The organism is Hungatella effluvii (assembly GCF_003201875.1).
GTDB lineage: Bacteria > Bacillota > Clostridia > Lachnospirales > Lachnospiraceae > Hungatella > Hungatella effluvii.
This window is the reverse complement of the sequence record NZ_QJKD01000010.1, coordinates 14164-29846: the sequence shown is the minus strand read 5'-3', so window position 1 is coordinate 29846 and position 15683 is coordinate 14164. Positions and strand designations below refer to the sequence as shown.

At 52.8% G+C, this 15683-nt stretch carries 13 protein-coding genes; 12 read left to right on the top strand and 1 reads right to left on the bottom strand.

What is annotated here, in order from left to right; genetic code table 11:
- Window positions 1-3: 3 nt before the first annotated feature.
- Complete coding sequence (locus DFR60_RS18190) at window positions 4-618, bottom strand: TetR/AcrR family transcriptional regulator (RefSeq protein ID WP_110324177.1); 615 nt, start codon at window positions 616-618, stop codon at window positions 4-6.
- Window positions 619-808: 190 nt separating this feature from the next.
- On the opposite strand from DFR60_RS18190, the gene DFR60_RS18185 reads away from it, so the two are divergent.
- From DFR60_RS18185 to DFR60_RS18130, 12 genes are all read left to right on the top strand, one after another.
- Window positions 809-1495: a helix-turn-helix domain-containing protein gene (locus DFR60_RS18185; protein WP_167437644.1), complete on the top strand. Its 687-nt coding sequence runs from the start codon at window positions 809-811 to the stop codon at window positions 1493-1495.
- 341 nt (window positions 1496-1836) lie between these two features.
- Complete coding sequence (locus tag DFR60_RS18180; protein WP_110324175.1) at window positions 1837-3126, top strand: MFS transporter; 1290 nt, start codon at window positions 1837-1839, stop codon at window positions 3124-3126.
- A gap of 155 nt (window positions 3127-3281) precedes the next feature.
- On the top strand, window positions 3282-4097 hold the full coding sequence (locus DFR60_RS18175) for a ClpP family protease (protein ID WP_110324174.1): 816 nt from the start codon (window positions 3282-3284) through the stop codon (window positions 4095-4097).
- 61 nt (window positions 4098-4158) lie between these two features.
- Complete coding sequence (locus tag DFR60_RS18170) at window positions 4159-7104, top strand: FtsK/SpoIIIE family DNA translocase (protein ID WP_110324173.1); 2946 nt, start codon at window positions 4159-4161, stop codon at window positions 7102-7104.
- Window positions 7105-7130: 26 nt separating this feature from the next.
- Entirely contained in the window at window positions 7131-8801 is a 1671-nt protein-coding gene (locus tag DFR60_RS18165; protein WP_110324172.1) for a formate--tetrahydrofolate ligase, read from the top strand.
- A 10-nt stretch (window positions 8802-8811) separates the two neighbouring features.
- On the top strand, window positions 8812-10281 hold the full coding sequence (locus DFR60_RS18160) for a UDP-N-acetylmuramoyl-L-alanyl-D-glutamate--2,6-diaminopimelate ligase (protein WP_110324171.1): 1470 nt from the start codon (window positions 8812-8814) through the stop codon (window positions 10279-10281).
- 104 nt (window positions 10282-10385) lie between these two features.
- The gene (locus tag DFR60_RS18155; protein ID WP_110324170.1) at window positions 10386-11777 is read left to right on the top strand and encodes a UDP-N-acetylmuramoyl-tripeptide--D-alanyl-D-alanine ligase; all 1392 of its coding nucleotides are present in this window, start codon (window positions 10386-10388) and stop codon (window positions 11775-11777) included.
- A 2-nt stretch (window positions 11778-11779) separates the two neighbouring features.
- Window positions 11780-12169, top strand: a complete 390-nt coding sequence (locus DFR60_RS18150; RefSeq protein ID WP_110324169.1) for a nuclear transport factor 2-like protein — start codon at window positions 11780-11782, stop codon at window positions 12167-12169.
- Between the two features lie 63 nt (window positions 12170-12232).
- Window positions 12233-13240 carry a GNAT family N-acetyltransferase gene (locus tag DFR60_RS31275; protein WP_341457973.1) on the top strand — a complete coding sequence of 336 codons (1008 nt, stop codon included), beginning with the start codon at window positions 12233-12235 and terminating at the stop codon, window positions 13238-13240.
- Between the two features lies 1 nt (window position 13241).
- Complete coding sequence (locus tag DFR60_RS18140; RefSeq protein WP_055652858.1) at window positions 13242-13775, top strand: cysteine hydrolase family protein; 534 nt, start codon at window positions 13242-13244, stop codon at window positions 13773-13775.
- 86 nt (window positions 13776-13861) lie between these two features.
- Window positions 13862-14725 carry a cytosolic protein gene (locus DFR60_RS18135; protein ID WP_110324168.1) on the top strand — a complete coding sequence of 288 codons (864 nt, stop codon included), beginning with the start codon at window positions 13862-13864 and terminating at the stop codon, window positions 14723-14725.
- An 18-nt stretch (window positions 14726-14743) separates the two neighbouring features.
- Window positions 14744-15607, top strand: coding sequence for an NAD-dependent epimerase/dehydratase family protein (locus DFR60_RS18130; protein WP_110324167.1), 864 nt, complete (start codon window positions 14744-14746; stop codon window positions 15605-15607).
- Window positions 15608-15683 lie beyond the last annotated feature (76 nt).

Genomic DNA, 15683 nt, shown 5'->3' with positions numbered 1-15683 from the left:
GCATTACTCCTTTCTCTCTACGACGCCGTACAGGAGGATGCGCAGCGCCCTGCGGCAGCTTTCCTCGTGGTCGCGTATATTGATTTGCTCTCTTCCGGTCATCTGGTATCTGGCGTTGATATAGTCCTGATACTGGCGGAAGGTGTCCACCACATCTTCCCTTGATAAGTCGGAGCGGAGAGATACCGGCTCCAGCATTCGGTTTAAGCTGTCGATGTTGAAACGATCAAACGGGGCTTTTCTCTCCTGAATGGAAGTTTCCAAATGAGCGGGCGGCATGATGACAGCATCACAGAAAATTCTTTGGTACTGAGGATTTTGTTCGAAAAAATCCAGTCTCACACGAAAATACTGCTCCAGCCGCTCTTCGGCGGTTTGGCCTTCCATGTTAGTATGGCTCTGTAAGTGGCCAGTTAGCATCTGGAAGCACTCTTCCACACAGGCTAAATACAAGTCGTCTTTTGTCGGAAAATAGTGGTAGATTATCCCCTTGGAAAGCCCGTCCCCGTTACTGATGGTATTGACAGAGCTGGCCCCATAGCCCTGCTCTGCAAATTCTGCCAGCGCACTTTCCAGGATACGCCGTCTGGTCTGCTGATTCTTTTCTTCTCGTTTCATGATTCCATTCTCCTGAAAATAATATTGACCACATGGTCTATTATTAGAATATCACAAATAGACCATGTGGTCAATATTTGATTGAAATAACGGATAATATTTGAAAATGGGGAATGCAATGATTTGTTGCGTGACAGTGCGGCGCTGTATGTGGTATGGTTTCTTTAAGGATGGAGAAGGAGGAGCGCGTATGAACGAAATCGGAAAAAACATAAAGAAGCTGAGGAAAGAGAGCTCACTGTCGCAGGAACAGCTGGCTGAGCAGCTGCATGTGACGAGGCAGGCGGTCTCCAGCTGGGAGACGGGAAAGAACCAGCCGGATATTGAGACGCTGGAATCCATTGCCGCGGTACTTGCCACGGATATTCTGACTGTCTTATACGGACGTTCCAGACTGGAGGAAAGTGGGGAGGAGAAGCGGTCACAAAGGAAGCGTTTTATGAGAAACTGTCTGATCTGGGGAGCCATAGCCCTCGCGGGGCTTGTGATTCACCTGATGATCAAAGATAAAATCATGGGCTGGTATTACCGGTTCTATTACACAGTCCCGGTCTATTTAATTGCGCTGCTTTTGAGGCCCTTATGTGTTTTTTCCCTGGCTGTGGCATTTATGAACGGACTTTGCCTTATCGGAGAAATACGAATCAGACAGAACTGGATCAGGAGAACGGTTTTTGGAGTGTCCATGGCCTTCCTTTTCCTGTATCTGACGGCCGCGATGCTGTGTCTGGTACCCGCGTTTCTGCCTGACGCGGGAGCTGTGTCTGGCTGGAACCGCCGCCTTCCATTCGTTTTTCCATTTATTGTTCGGCTCGTGACGGCGCCTGCGCTGTTTTTACTTCCCGGGATTGGATTGTTTCTTGGACGACATCGATGAAAAGGCGGTCATTCATGCGGGACAGGAGAGAGAGAATGTGGTATACTGACAGCAGGGCAGGAGGTCTGCGGGAGCAGATCTGCCGCACAATACGAGTGCAGGGGAGTTTCCGAGAGTGCTCAATATCTGAAAGGGAGGGGAAAACATGGCACCGGTGATCAGAATGAATGCAGCAGCTCTGTGCAGAGTTTCATGACAGGCGAATCTGGCACAGAGCGTATAAAAGGAATTGTAAGCGGCAGAAATACCGCTTGATTTTATGAAACAGATGTCGCCTGAGTGGATTCTGCACTTATAAATGGAATGAGTTACTTTTATTTTAATTTATAAGGAGAGAATCTATGAAAGACAGACAATACCGTAACTTTATCATTTTCTGGTTCAGCCAGTCCGTATCACAGCTGGGGAGTTCCATGACTTCCTTTGCCTTAATCATCTGGTCTTACGGCAGAACCGGTTCCGCCATGTCCGTGTCGCTTATGACATTTTGTACATGGCTTCCCTATATTGCAGCCAGCATCGCTGCCGGGCCGGTAATCGACCGTTACCATAAGAAAACGATCATGCTTCTCGCGGACCTCCTTGCGGCGGTCTGCTCTCTGACCGTGGCGGCGCTTGCGGTCTCCGGGAATCTGGCGGTCTGGCACATTTTTATCGTCAATGGAATCACCGGCTTCATGAACGCATTTCAGTTTCCGGCGGAGACGGTGGCGGTTGGGATGCTGGTTCCGAAGGAAAAGTACAGCCAGGCCAGCGGCTTAAATTCCTTCACATCATCCTTACTCACGGTGGTAACCCCGGTGATGGCCGCATCCTTATCCTCATTTGCAGGGTTAAAGGGTGTCATCGTCTTTGATCTGGCGACCTTTTTGTTTGCTTTTTCTGTCCTGCTGTTTCGGATTAAGATACCGGAGAATGCGGGAGGGACGGAGATAGGGAAAAAGAAAGAGAAGATCTCGGTTCAGGAATCGTGGAGGGAGGGGCTTCAATTTCTCCGCGGACACAAACAGCTTTGGTATCTGATGATCAGCATGGCGCTTATGAACTTTTTTTCACGGCTGACCTATGAAAATATCCTTTCTCCCATGATTCTGGCGCGGAGCGGCCAGAACCAGATCGCGCTCGGCATTGTCAGCGGGATTCTGGGGATCGGAGGCATGGCGGGCGGTCTGATCGTCTCCTTCGTAAAGCTTCCAAAGGACAGCGTCCGGGTAATCTTTTTATCGGGAGGCATCTCCTTTCTGCTGGGCGATTTTCTGATGGGAGCGGGGCAGAATGTTCTCGTATGGGGCATTGCCGGCATAGCGGCCAGCATCCCCATTCCTTTTATTATGGCGGGGCAGAATGTGATTCTCTACCGGACGATTCCGCAGAATATGCAGGGGCGTATCTTTGCCGTGCGAAATGCCATCCAGTACTGGACGATTCCGACCGGGATTCTCCTGGGCGGTTTTCTGGCGGACTACGTGTTTGAACCGTTTATGCGCGCTGACGGGGGCATTCAGACAGCTCTTCACCGGCTGACCGGGTATGGACCCGGCTCCGGGATGGCGGTCATGTTTCTCTGCACCGGCATTCTCGGAAGCCTGAGTTGTTTCCTCTGTTATAAAAAAATGAAAAAGAATGGATAAATGAAGCACAGGAAGAAGAGCGCAATGACGCGTTCCGCTTCCTGTGCTTCTTTTTATGCCGGTACAAAGCATAAAATATTGGTTCCTTCCACATCATAAGAAAGCTACCAAAATACAATGATGCAGAAAATACAGCCATGCAGGAGGAAATCAGAATGAGAGAATATAAAAGAGATAGTGAAACAAACTGCGAAACGGATAACAGAGCAGAAAGCCAGAACGGAAACGGCGGATCAGACGAGAGAAACACCTCTTCCGGAGATACGAGAAAAGACCGCCTCGATGAGAAGAAGACGGAGAAGGATATCGAGCAGAAAGAGGACGAAAAGCTGGAAGAGTACGGCCAGATGACCCTGGATGACAATTCCAAAAAGAGGAAAATTCATCTGCTCTCCATCATCGGGGAGGTGGAGGGCCACGAGAACCTGTCGGGAAACAGCAAGACGACGAAATACGACCATATCCTTCCAAAACTGGCAGAAATCGAGGATGATGATTCCGTGGAAGGCCTCCTGGTGATACTCAATACCTCGGGCGGTGACGTGGACGCCGGTCTGGCGATTGCGGAGATGATCGCTTCCTTAAGTATCCCCACCGTGTCCCTCGTGCTGGGCGGCAGCCATTCCATCGGCGTACCTCTGGCTGTCTGCACGGATTACTCCTTTATCGTTCCGACCGGAACCATGATGGTTCATCCGGTTCGTATGACGGGCATGGTCATCGGTGCATCTCAGACGTATGAATATTTCGAGATGATTCAGGACCGGATCTTAAGCTTTGTCTCGGACCACGCAACGATCGCTTACGACCAGTTAAAGCGCCTGATGTTAAACACGGAGATGCTGACAAGGGACTTGGGAACCGTGCTTGTAGGCGAGGAAACGGTGAAAGAGGGGCTGATCGACGAGGTGGGCGGAATTAAGGACGCTCTCAGAAAATTGTATGAGATGATGGATGAAGTAGAAGGTTAGCCGTTGCAATTCTCCCGATTTTTTTGTATACTGTTACCAATGGATAAAAGGGGGAAGTATTGTGCCTGAGACAACAAAGAAGAAGACAACATCCAAGACGACAGCAAAAAAAGGTACTAACGTGAAGGTCGGAAGACCGAAAAATACGACAAGCAGGCGGAAAGCGGCGGAACCAGAACCAGAATTTATCCGGTCAGAAGTTATCATCATCATATCATTTGCGGCTGCGGCCATTCTTTTTTTGAGCAATTTCCATCTCTGCGGAGTGGTGGGAGATTTCCTTCGCAGTCTGCAATTGGGTATATTCGGAGGAATCGGATACGTGGCGCCGGTCCTGATGTTTGCCGGAACGTGCTTTTATATCTCCAATCGGGGAAATCCCAGAGCAACATTTAAACTGGCGGCGGTGATCCTGGCGCTTATTTCGCTCTGCGGACTCGGCGAGCTCCTGTTTGGGACAAGGCTGAGCGCCGGCGGAAAGATCATGGATATCTATGTGACAGCCGCGGCCAGCGGAAAGGGCGGCGGCCTGATCGGCGGCCTTCTGGCGGAAGGCCTGATCTCCATTATCGGAACCGTGGGCGCTTATCTGGTGATCCTGGTGCTGATTATCATTTCCGCGGTATGCATTACGGAGAAATCATTTGTGAACCTCGTAAAGAGCGGCAGCGGCAAGGCGTATCATCATGCCAAGGAAAACATGGATATTCAGAGAGAGATCCATGCGGAACGCAAGGAGGAACGGCGGAGAATCCGCGAGGAGCAGAAGCTGCGGGGCGTTAATTTAGATGCGACGAAGCTTGAGGCGCCGGATGAGTACGATTATGATATGGAAGACGAGGCCGCATACAGTGCGGAGGCGGAAGAGGACATCGATGTCCACGCAAGGCGGCTTGCCGCAGTGTCTGCCGTGGAAGTGACGGAGAACAGGAAGAATGCGGCTCCGGAGGTACGGCCGAATCCAGCGGATATTTTCCGCGGCAGTATTTTCCCGAAGCCGGGTGAGGCGGAAGCCGCAGCAGAGGAACGAAAGCGCGGTGAAAGCATGGGAGCAGCCGGCGCGTTCCAGACGGCCGGTCAGGCAGTGGATGCGGATCTGCCGCACGTCTACTCTGCCAGTGAGGATTCCGTTCCGTTCGATGCCGATGACGCCGTTCCGTTTGTGACGGAAGACCTTTGGGAGAGTACCGCTCACCTGCGTTCGGCGGAAAGTGACGCCGGGGCATTTGGCGAGTCTGACGATTACGGAACGTCGGAGACACTGTTTGTTAAAAAAGAAACGAAGACGCTGGAAGAGATGGAGGTCGCCCGGGAAGAGCTGTATCCCACGGACGAGGATGAAAAGGGTGTTAATTACAGCGACACCTTCTCTATACCGGAGGAACCGAAACGCGTCGTTACCGCTTCCGGCAAGGTGATCGAGACCGATACGGAAGCGCTTCAGAAGAAGGTAGAAAAGAAGAAGGCCGAGAAGGCAGAGAAAGAGGAAGCAGGAGATCTCAGCGTGATCCAGGAGATCAAACAGAAGGAGGAAGTGGTGAAGAAGGAGTACGTCTTCCCGCCTGTCACACTTCTGAAAAAAGGAAAGAGCTCCGGCCCGTTCTCTGATAAGGAATACCGGGAAACCGCTATCAAGCTGCAGCAGACACTGCAGAATTTTGGTGTGGGCGTAACTGTGACCAATATCAGCTGCGGCCCCTCTGTCACGCGGTATGAGCTCCATCCGGAGCAGGGCGTAAAGGTGAGCCGGATCGTGGGTCTGGCCGACGACATCAAGCTGAGTCTGGCGGCCGCGGATATCCGTATCGAAGCCCCGATTCCGGGGAAATCGGCGGTCGGCATCGAGGTGCCAAACAAAGAGAACAACATGGTATATCTGCGGGATATTCTGGAGGCAGAGGAGTTTAAGAATCATGCGTCCAGGATTGCCTTTGCAGTGGGCAAGGACATCGGCGGCCAGGTCGTGGTAACCGATATCGGAAAGATGCCCCATTTACTGATCGCAGGCGCTACCGGTTCCGGTAAGTCCGTCTGTATCAACACCCTGATCATGAGTATTATCTATAAGGCGGACCCCGAGGACGTCAAGCTGATCATGGTGGATCCGAAGGTGGTGGAGTTAAGCGTCTACAACGGTATTCCGCACCTCCTTCTCCCTGTGGTTACGGATCCGAAGAAGGCCTCAGGAGCGCTTAACTGGGCGGTGGCCGAGATGGATGACCGCTATAAGAAGTTTGCCCAGTATAATGTCCGGGATTTAAAGGGATATAATGCGAAGGTCGAGAATATTAAAGATATAGAGGATGAAAACAAACCGAAGAAGATGCCGCAGATTATCATCATCATCGACGAGCTTGCGGATCTGATGATGGTTGCACCGGGCGAGGTGGAGGATTCCGTCTGCCGTCTGGCCCAGCTTGCGCGAGCCGCGGGGATACATCTGGTAATCGCGACCCAGCGTCCGTCGGTTAACGTCATCACCGGCCTGATCAAGGCCAACGTGCCTTCCAGAATCGCATTTGCCGTTTCTTCCGGCGTGGATTCCAGGACGATCATCGACATGAACGGAGCGGAGAAGCTTCTTGGAAAGGGCGATATGCTGTTCTATCCATCCGGCTGTCCGAAGCCTGTGCGTGTGCAGGGCGCCTTTGTATCGGATACGGAGGTCTCCGCTGTCGTGGATTTCCTGACAGAACAGGGAATGACAGCGAATTACAACCCGGAAGTGGAGAATCAGATTGCATCAGCACCGGCGGCCGGCGACGCAAAGGGCGGCGGAAACGACCGGGATGAATATTTCGTTCAGGCAGGTAAATTCATTATCGAAAAGGATAAGGCATCCATCGGAATGCTTCAGAGGATGTTCAAGATCGGATTCAACCGGGCGGCCCGCATTATGGACCAGCTGGCGGAGGCCGGCGTGGTCGGTGAAGAGGAGGGCACGAAGCCCAGAAAAGTGCTGATGAGTGCAGAGGAATTTGAGGAATTGCTGGAACAGGGTTATTAATTACATAGAAGGAGGAACATTCACAGATGAAAACAGATATTGAGATCGCACAGGAGGCAACGATGATTCCGATTAAGGAGGTGGCGGCTTCCTACGGAATCAGTGAGGAGGATCTGGAACTTTACGGCAGGTATAAGGCAAAACTGACCGATGAGCTCTGGGAAGAGGTGAAGGACAGACCGGATGGGAAATTGGTTCTGGTTACGGCCATCAACCCGACTCCGGCCGGAGAAGGAAAGACCACGACCACGGTCGGACTGGGCGAAGCGTTTGGAAAGATGGAAAAAAAGGCTATCATCGCGCTGCGTGAGCCGTCCTTAGGACCGTGCTTCGGCATCAAAGGCGGCGCCGCCGGCGGCGGATACGCCCAGGTTGTGCCGATGGAGGACTTAAACCTTCATTTTACCGGAGATTTCCACGCTATCACCTCGGCGAATAACTTATTAGCCGCGCTTCTGGACAATCACATCCATCAGGGCAATGCTCTGGGAATCGATACCCGTCAGATTCTGTGGAAACGCTGCCTCGACATGAACGACCGCGCCTTAAGAAACGTGGTAGTGGGTCTGGGCGCGAAAGCGGACGGATTCGTGAGGGAAGACCATTTTGTCATCACCGTCGCATCTGAGATCATGGCGATCTTATGTCTGGCCGATGATATGAACGACTTAAAAGAACGATTAGGAAGAATAATTGTCGCATATAATTATGCGGGAGAGCCGGTGACGGCCGCCCAGTTAAACGCGGTGGGCGCCATGGCCGCCCTGCTGAAGGAGGCCTTAAAGCCGAATCTGATCCAGACACTGGAGCACACGGGAGCGATCGTACACGGCGGCCCGTTTGCCAATATCGCTCACGGCTGCAACAGCGTGCGCGCCACGAAGACGGCCTTAAAGCTGGCCGATATCGTCGTGACGGAGGCGGGCTTCGGCGCGGATTTGGGCGCAGAGAAATTCCTGGATATCAAGTGCCGTATGGCGGGCTTAAAGCCGGATGCCATCGTGCTGGTGGCTACGGTCAGGGCTCTCAAGTATAACGGAGGCGTTCCGAAGGATCAGCTGAAGGAAGAGAATTTAGAGGCTCTTGCAAGAGGAATCGTGAATCTGGAGAAGCACATCGAAAACATGCAGAAGTACGATGTGCCGGTTATCGTGACCCTTAATTCCTTCATCACGGATACCGAAGCGGAATACCAGTTCGTGAAGAAATTCTGTGAGGACAGAGACTGTGAGTTCGCACTTTCCGAAGTATGGGAAAAGGGCGGAGAGGGCGGTATCGCCCTTGCGGAGAAGGTGCTCTATACATTGGAAAACAAGGAGAGCCACTACAAACCGCTGTATCCGGACGAAGCCGGATTAAAGGAGAAGATCGCAGCCGTAGCGAAGGAAATCTACGGAGCGGACGGCGTGTCCTATGCACCGGCGGCTTCGAAGGCGTTAAAGAAGATAGAAGATATGGGATTTGGCAGGCTTCCTGTCTGCATGGCGAAGACCCAGTATTCCTTATCGGATGACCAGACGAAACTGGGCCGTCCAAGCGGTTTTGAGATTAATGTGAGAGACGCCTATGTATCGGCAGGCGCCGGCTTTGTGGTAGTGCTGACCGGAGCAATCATGACCATGCCGGGCCTTCCAAAGGTACCGGCGGCTAATAATATTGACGTAAATAACGACGGAGTAATCACCGGATTATTCTGATGGAGGATCTATGAAATTCAGAGAGTGGCTTGAAGAACTGGAATATGACGTAATTTCTGGGGATTTGGACATCGAAGTGGAGGATGTCATCTATGATTCCAGGAAAGCCAGGGAGCATGTGGTGTTTGTGTGCACAAAGGGAACGAAGGTTGATTCCCACGAGTTTATTCCGGAGGTGGTGAAGGCGGGGGTAAGGGTCCTGGTGGTGGAACGCCAGGCCGAGATTCCTGCCGGTGTGACCGCGATCCGTGTACATAGTTCCAGGGAGGCGTTAGCGCTCTTGTCCGCCGCCCGGTTCGACTATCCGCAGGAGAAGATGATCACCATTGGGGTGACGGGGACGAAGGGGAAGACGACAACGACCCATATGATAAAGGCGATTCTGGAAAGCTGTGGGAAGAAGGTGGGCATGATCGGCACGACCGGTATTGTGATCGGAAGTGAGGTGACGCCTACCATGAACACCACGCCGGAATCCTACCAGCTTTTTGAAAGCTTTGAACGCATGGCGCAGGCCGGTTGTGAATACATGGTGATGGAGGTATCATCCCAGGCGTTCAAGATGCACCGTGTGGACGGCATCCGTTTTGATTACGGTCTGTTCACCAACATTTCTCCGGATCATATCGGACCGGATGAGCACGCAGATTTTAATGAATACTTATATTATAAATCACAGCTGCTGGACCGCTGCCGGATCGGCATTGTGAACCGGGATGACGAGCATTACCACGAGATTATCAAAGATGCCTCCTGTGAACTGACCTCCTTCAGCCTGGAGCAGGAAGCGGATTTTATGGCAAAGCAGATTCACTATGTGAGCGAGCCGGAATTTGTGGGGCTTGAATTCGATGTGGCGGGGCGGTATGCGCTGGAGGCCCGGGTGAATATACCCGGCAGATTCAATGTATATAACGCGCTGGCAGCTATCAGCGTATGCAGCTTTTTAGACCTTCCCAAGGAAAACGTGCGCCATGCGCTGGAGCATTTGAGCGTCAATGGGCGCATGGAGATCGTGTATGCGTCGAAGAAGTGCACGGTGATTGTGGACTATGCCCACAATGCGGTCAGCATGGAGAGCCTTTTGGAAACGCTGCGCGAGTATCACCCGGCAAGGCTTGTCTGCGTGTTCGGATGCGGGGGAAACCGCTCGAAGGACAGACGGTACTCCATGGGCGACAGCGCCGGAAGGCTGGCCGACTTCTCCATACTGACAGCCGATAATTCCAGATTTGAGAAGACCGAGGATATCATCGAGGATATCCGCTCCTCGATCGAAAAGACCGGCGGTGACTTTATAGAGATTCCGGACCGGCGTGAAGCGATCGCCTACAGCATGGTCCACGCCAGACCGGGAGATATGATTGCGGTCATCGGCAAGGGTCATGAGGATTATCAGGAAGTGAACGGCGTCCGCCACCATTTTTCCGACCGGGAAGTGGTGCTGGAGATCGCGGCAGAATTGGAAAAAAGCGAATAGAGTGATGAAAAAAAGATGCCGGAAGTGGTGATCCCTTCCGGCATTTGCTGGAGTATGGCTGATTCAGGCACACTCTAAGTGAAGACAGGAAGGAAGACAGGAAGATGGAACATATCACGGTTAAGGAAATTCTGGAGGCCACAGGGGGAAGGCTGCTCTGCGGCAGTGCGGATACGCCTCTGGACCATTTAAGCATCGATTCCCGGACCATGAAAGGAAATGATTTATTCGTTCCCCTGGTGGGGGAAAAGGTGGATGCCCACCGCTTTATCGGGCAGGCGTTTGATAACGGCGCGGCGGCGACATTTACGAGTGAACACGACGTGATGGATGATAACCGGCCATGGATCCGTGTAGCTGATACAAAGAGGGCATTACAGGCCCTGGGCGCCTGGTACAGACGCCGCCTGAATCTTCCTCTGGTGGGAATCACCGGCAGTGTCGGCAAGACGACGACGAGGGAGATGGTGGCCTGTGCCCTGTCTGCCAAATACCGCGTCTACAAGACCCCGGCGAATCACAACAGCCAGGTCGGCGTTCCGATCACCATGACGGAGATATCCAGTCAGGACGAGATCGGCGTGATCGAGCTGGGGATGAGTGAACCGGGAGAACTGACGATCATTGCGAACATCGCCCAGATTCAGATGGCGGTTATCACCAATATCGGAATCACCCACATCGAACAGCTGGGATCCCGGGAAAATATCTTCCGGGAGAAGCTGAGCATTCAGGATGGTCTGACGGAGCATGGAATTCTGTTCCTGAACGGAGACGACGATCTCTTAAAGAAGACGACGGCGAGAGAAGGCTTCCAAACCATCTACTACGGAACCGGAGAAAACTGTCATTACCGCGCAGTCGATGTCCATCTGGAGAACGGCTATCCGGTATTTACCGCGGTATGCGGGGAAGAACGGGTACCGGTCCGTTTAAAGGTGATGGGAAGCCATAACGTGGCAAACGCCATGGTGTCGCTGGCGGTGGCCTCCGTCTGCGGAATTCCGATGAGGGACGCTGCAGAGCGGCTGGCGGAATTTACCGGATTTAAGAACCGGCAGCAGATATACCATGTGGGCGGCATGACGATCATTGATGATACTTATAATGCCAGCCCGGTATCCATGAAGGCCGGCCTGGAGGTATTAAATTCCATCGAAGTTTCGAGAGCCCGGGTGGCTGTCCTGGCGGATATGAAGGAGCTGGGGCCGGATTCCCCGCGGTTCCACTATGAAATCGGGACTTATATCGCCGAAAATCCCGTCGATAAGGTGGCAGTTCTCGGAGAACTGGCCAAAGAAATTGCGCGCGGTGTCAGAGAACAGGCTCCCGGGATCCGCGTCTACGAGTTTATGGACCGGGAGTCCTTGACCCAATGGCTGAAAACGGAACTCAGAGAAGGAGATACGGTGCTCTTTAAAGGCTCCAACAGCATGGAACTGGGAAAAGTGGCAGCTGTATTTTTGGAAAAACAGACAACGGAAAACGGAGTATAGATATGGACAGAGAGGCAGTGATCAGACAATTTTTTCAGGATGTGATCAAGCAGAATGAGGCCGGACTTTGGCGGTGGTTCCGGGAAGATGCCGTGATCCGGTGGCACTGCACCAACGAGCAGTTTACAGTTTCGGAATATATCCGGGCGAACTGTGAATATCCGGGCCGCTGGGAAGGAAACATAGAACGTATGGAGCAGAAGGAGGATACCGCGGTTACCGCTGCCAGAGTCTGGTGCACGGAAGACGGCACTTCCTTTCACGCAGTCTCCTTTTACCGGTTCGATGGGGAGAAAATCGCATCCCTGGAGGAATACTGGGGAGACGACGGTCCGGCTCCCGGATGGCGGCTTGAGAAAAAATTAGGCCGGCCGATTGATGGGAACCGGTGAAGCACAGCCGGAACGGTAATACCGGAAACTGGCAGAGAAAAATCTGATAAAAGGCGGCATTTTATGAAACAGGTGGCATTTTATGAAAAGGCAGATGACGAGCTGCTTCATTTTGCAGTGATCGCTGCAAAATATCAGGGCCGGTGGGTACTCTGCAAGCATAAAGAGCGCAGCACATGGGAGTTCCCCGGCGGACACCGGGAAGCGGGAGAGACGATAGAAGCCGCAGCGGTGCGGGAGCTGTACGAGGAAACGGGAGCCGCGGAGTACCGGATGGTTCCGGTTTCTGTGCATTCTGTGACTGACCAGGCACAGTCCGGAGAGAAGCAGGCGGAATCCTTGGGAATGCTGTTTTATGCGGAGATCAGCCGTTTTGACCAGCTTCCTCCCGCGTTTGAGATGGAAAAAATTGAGTGTTTCGAGAAGCCGCCGGATAACTGGACCTATCCGGAGATTCAGCCATTGCTTTTTCAACATCTGCGTCAGGCCGCTGGGAAAAAGATGATCTGTGCAGAAAAGAAGGAAAGTCTTCTGTACAGAAGGGCGGGAAGCCATGACAGAGAGCTTCTGACCAGGCTGCGGCTGGAGGTGCTGCGCGCCGCCAACGGCCTTGAGGAAGACGTGGATCTGTCCCGGACAGAGCTGGAATCACGCCGCTATTACGAGACGTGTTTTCCGGAAGACAGTCACGCCGCATGGCTGGTCTTTGACGGGGAAGAAGTGGTTGGAACGGGAGCCGTCAGCTTCTTCCAGGTGATGCCCACTTACCATAATCCTTCCGGGAAAAAGGCATATATTATGAACATGTACACCCGTCCGGACTACAGACGGCGGGGAATCGCGTACAGGGTGCTGGAGCTGCTGACGTCGGAAGCAGAGATGAGACAGATTGATGTTGTCACGCTGGAAGCTACTGCTGCGGGACGGCCGCTGTATGAAGCCTTCGGATTCACTGCGAAGCGGGACGAGATGGAGCTTCTGGGCGGGAGTCGCCAAATGGACGCGCCAGCGTGTCCGTTTGGCTCGTTGCTCGCGGAAATAAATTCTGAGACACAGGAAAGGAGAAAATAATATGGGGAAAATGGCCGTATTGATTGTTGATGTACAGAAAGCACTGGTGGAGGCACATCCATACAGGGAAGAGGAGTTTTTACAGGAACTGGAGAATCTGGCGGATAGCGCGCGGAAGGCCGGAACTGAAATTATCTATGTCAGACACGACGGCGGTGCAGGAGACGAGCTGGAGAGCGGAACGGAAGGCTGGAAGATTCATGAGGCGGTGGAACCGAAAACGGGAGAACGGATTTTTGATAAGAGCTTCAACAGTGCGTTCCTGGAGACTGATCTGGAGGAGTATTTAAAGGAAAAACAGATTACCGACCTGATTCTCATGGGTATGCAGACGGAATACTGCATCGATGCCACCTGTAAGGCCGCTTTCGAACTGGGGTACGGCGTGGTGATACCGACAGGCGCCACGACCACGTATGACAACGAGTTCATGTCCGGGGAAGCGACTGTGAGGTTTTATGAAGAGAAAATCTGGGCCGGCCGATTTGCCGATCTGATGCCTGCGGAAGCGGTGCTGGGGCTGCTGGGCTGCTGACCGCGGCAGCCGCCGGATGGACATGCCGGCATGCCCGCCCGGCTCACTGACCGCGAAAATAATAATGACAGGCTGGGAAGGAAGAGATGGAAGAACAGACACTTGCAGAACTGCTGTATGATTCTGCATTTTCCGTAAAAAAACAGAGGAAGGGGCGCTCGGAGGAGCAGAAGATCTGGGCCTCCTTCTTAGAACTGCTGAACCAGGAACTGGACGCTTCCGGATGCGGGGCAAAGGCGGAGACTTACACTGAGTCTGAGCCGTACCGGCAGGCCTGCGGATACCACCGGGACTACGGATACTTTATGGTTTCCAGCGGCGACCGGGGTTCCAGCTCCATCACGATCCTGGAGGAAGAGGCGGAGGCGGCGAAAAACCGCTTTCTGGCTTTGATAATAGAAAAAAAGGCGTATGAATGGGTAGTGAAGGTCTCAGAGCAGGAAGAGGCGATCTGGAAGTACCACTGCCGGTACGACTACCGCAGACTGTGGTTCGGAAAGGCTTTGGAGTGGCTGGCGCCGGCTGTGGACTGGGCGTTTTTCGCACAGTGCGCCGAGCGGTACATCGAACTGCTGAACCGCTGGTTTGCGCGTCCTCACTGGGAGTACGACTACCAGATCAGCCGTATCATTGAGATCAGTGAATCGAGGGAGTATTCGGATTCCAAATACTTATACCGCATCGAACCGGCAAAAGAGCCGGACCATTCCAGAATCCGGCTGGAGCCGCAGTTTCTGGAAAGCGGGGACAGCAGCAGTGCTTTTTCGTTTGAAATCAAAGGGGAGGCGCTGGATATGCGGCGGCTGGAAGAGGAAGTTCTTGTTCTTATGGATCGGGAAGAAGACAACATAGATGCTTACTCGCTGGAAGGCAGATTTTTGTGGAATATCGGAGAAAAGCTGCCAGTTCATCGCCGCTATGATAACCTTTACGAAGATATCTGCGGCTAAGAAGGGAAACATGAAATTATGAAGATACTGGTTCTTGGCGGCACACGTTTTTTCGGAGTTCATCTGGTGAATACATTGCTTTTACAGGGGCATGAGGTTGCCGTGGCTACCCGGGGAAATGCAAAACCGCGTTTTATCGCCCCAGTGGAAGAAATCCGGGTGGACCGCATCCGGGAGGAATCCATGCGCGCCGCATTTTCCGGCAGAGAATTCGATGTGGCATATGATGATCTGGCCTACTGCTCCAATGACGTGAAAACTGCGCTTGAGACAGTCCGGTGCAGGCGGTATATCATGGTTTCCTCCATCTCGGTTTATGAACTGAAGGAAAATACGAGAGAGAAGGATTATGATCCGTACCAGGAAACACTCATCTGGGGTGGGCGGAGTGCATTCGATTACGGAACGGGAAAGAGGCAGGCGGAAGCGGCTCTGGTGCAGGCATTTCCGGAACAGGAGTCCGTAATGGTGCGTTTCCCCGTGGTTCTTGGAAGGGATGATTACACGGAACGTCTCCGGTTTTACGCTGCCCATACGGCGAAGGAGATTGCCATGCAGGTGGAAAATGAAAACTGTCCCGTAAGCTTCATTTCCGCGGAGGAATGCGGCCGGTTCCTGGCGTTTCTGGCCGATTCATCCTTAGAAGGCCCTGTGAATGCGGCTGCGTCGGGGACGATCACCGTCGGAGAGATCATCCGCTATATGGAAGAAAAGACGGGGAAGAAGGCAGTCCTGTCCCCGTATGGGGAAGAAGCCCCTTACAATGGATTCCCGGGATTTTCCATTAATACGGAGAAGGCGGAAGGCGCAGGATATCATTTTTCCGGCCTTGATACCTGGATTTATCGGCTTCTGGACTTTTATGGGGAGATGGAAGGGTAATCCGGCGTTGACTTTTCTTCCTTGGAATCCTATAATTAGTAACGAACAAACCCGACTTGCTTCGCTATGATGCGCC

Bases quoted from the DNA above. Each gene is read 5' to 3' on its own strand.
- DFR60_RS18180 (WP_110324175.1), top strand. From the start codon at position 1,837: ATGAAAGACAGACAATACCGTAACTTTATCATTTTCTGGTTCAGCCAG.
- DFR60_RS18130 (WP_110324167.1), top strand. From the start codon at position 14,744: ATGAAGATACTGGTTCTTGGCGGCACACGTTTTTTCGGAGTTCATCTG.
- DFR60_RS18185 (WP_167437644.1), top strand. From the start codon at position 809: ATGAACGAAATCGGAAAAAACATAAAGAAGCTGAGGAAAGAGAGCTCA.
- DFR60_RS31275 (WP_341457973.1), top strand. From the start codon at position 12,233: ATGAAACAGGTGGCATTTTATGAAAAGGCAGATGACGAGCTGCTTCAT.
- DFR60_RS18150 (WP_110324169.1), top strand. From the start codon at position 11,780: ATGGACAGAGAGGCAGTGATCAGACAATTTTTTCAGGATGTGATCAAG.
- DFR60_RS18190 (WP_110324177.1), bottom strand. From the start codon at position 618: ATGAAACGAGAAGAAAAGAATCAGCAGACCAGACGGCGTATCCTGGAA.
- DFR60_RS18135 (WP_110324168.1), top strand. From the start codon at position 13,862: ATGGAAGAACAGACACTTGCAGAACTGCTGTATGATTCTGCATTTTCC.
- DFR60_RS18140 (WP_055652858.1), top strand. From the start codon at position 13,242: ATGGGGAAAATGGCCGTATTGATTGTTGATGTACAGAAAGCACTGGTG.
- DFR60_RS18160 (WP_110324171.1), top strand. From the start codon at position 8,812: ATGAAATTCAGAGAGTGGCTTGAAGAACTGGAATATGACGTAATTTCT.
- DFR60_RS18175 (WP_110324174.1), top strand. From the start codon at position 3,282: ATGAGAGAATATAAAAGAGATAGTGAAACAAACTGCGAAACGGATAAC.
- DFR60_RS18165 (WP_110324172.1), top strand. From the start codon at position 7,131: ATGAAAACAGATATTGAGATCGCACAGGAGGCAACGATGATTCCGATT.
- DFR60_RS18155 (WP_110324170.1), top strand. From the start codon at position 10,386: ATGGAACATATCACGGTTAAGGAAATTCTGGAGGCCACAGGGGGAAGG.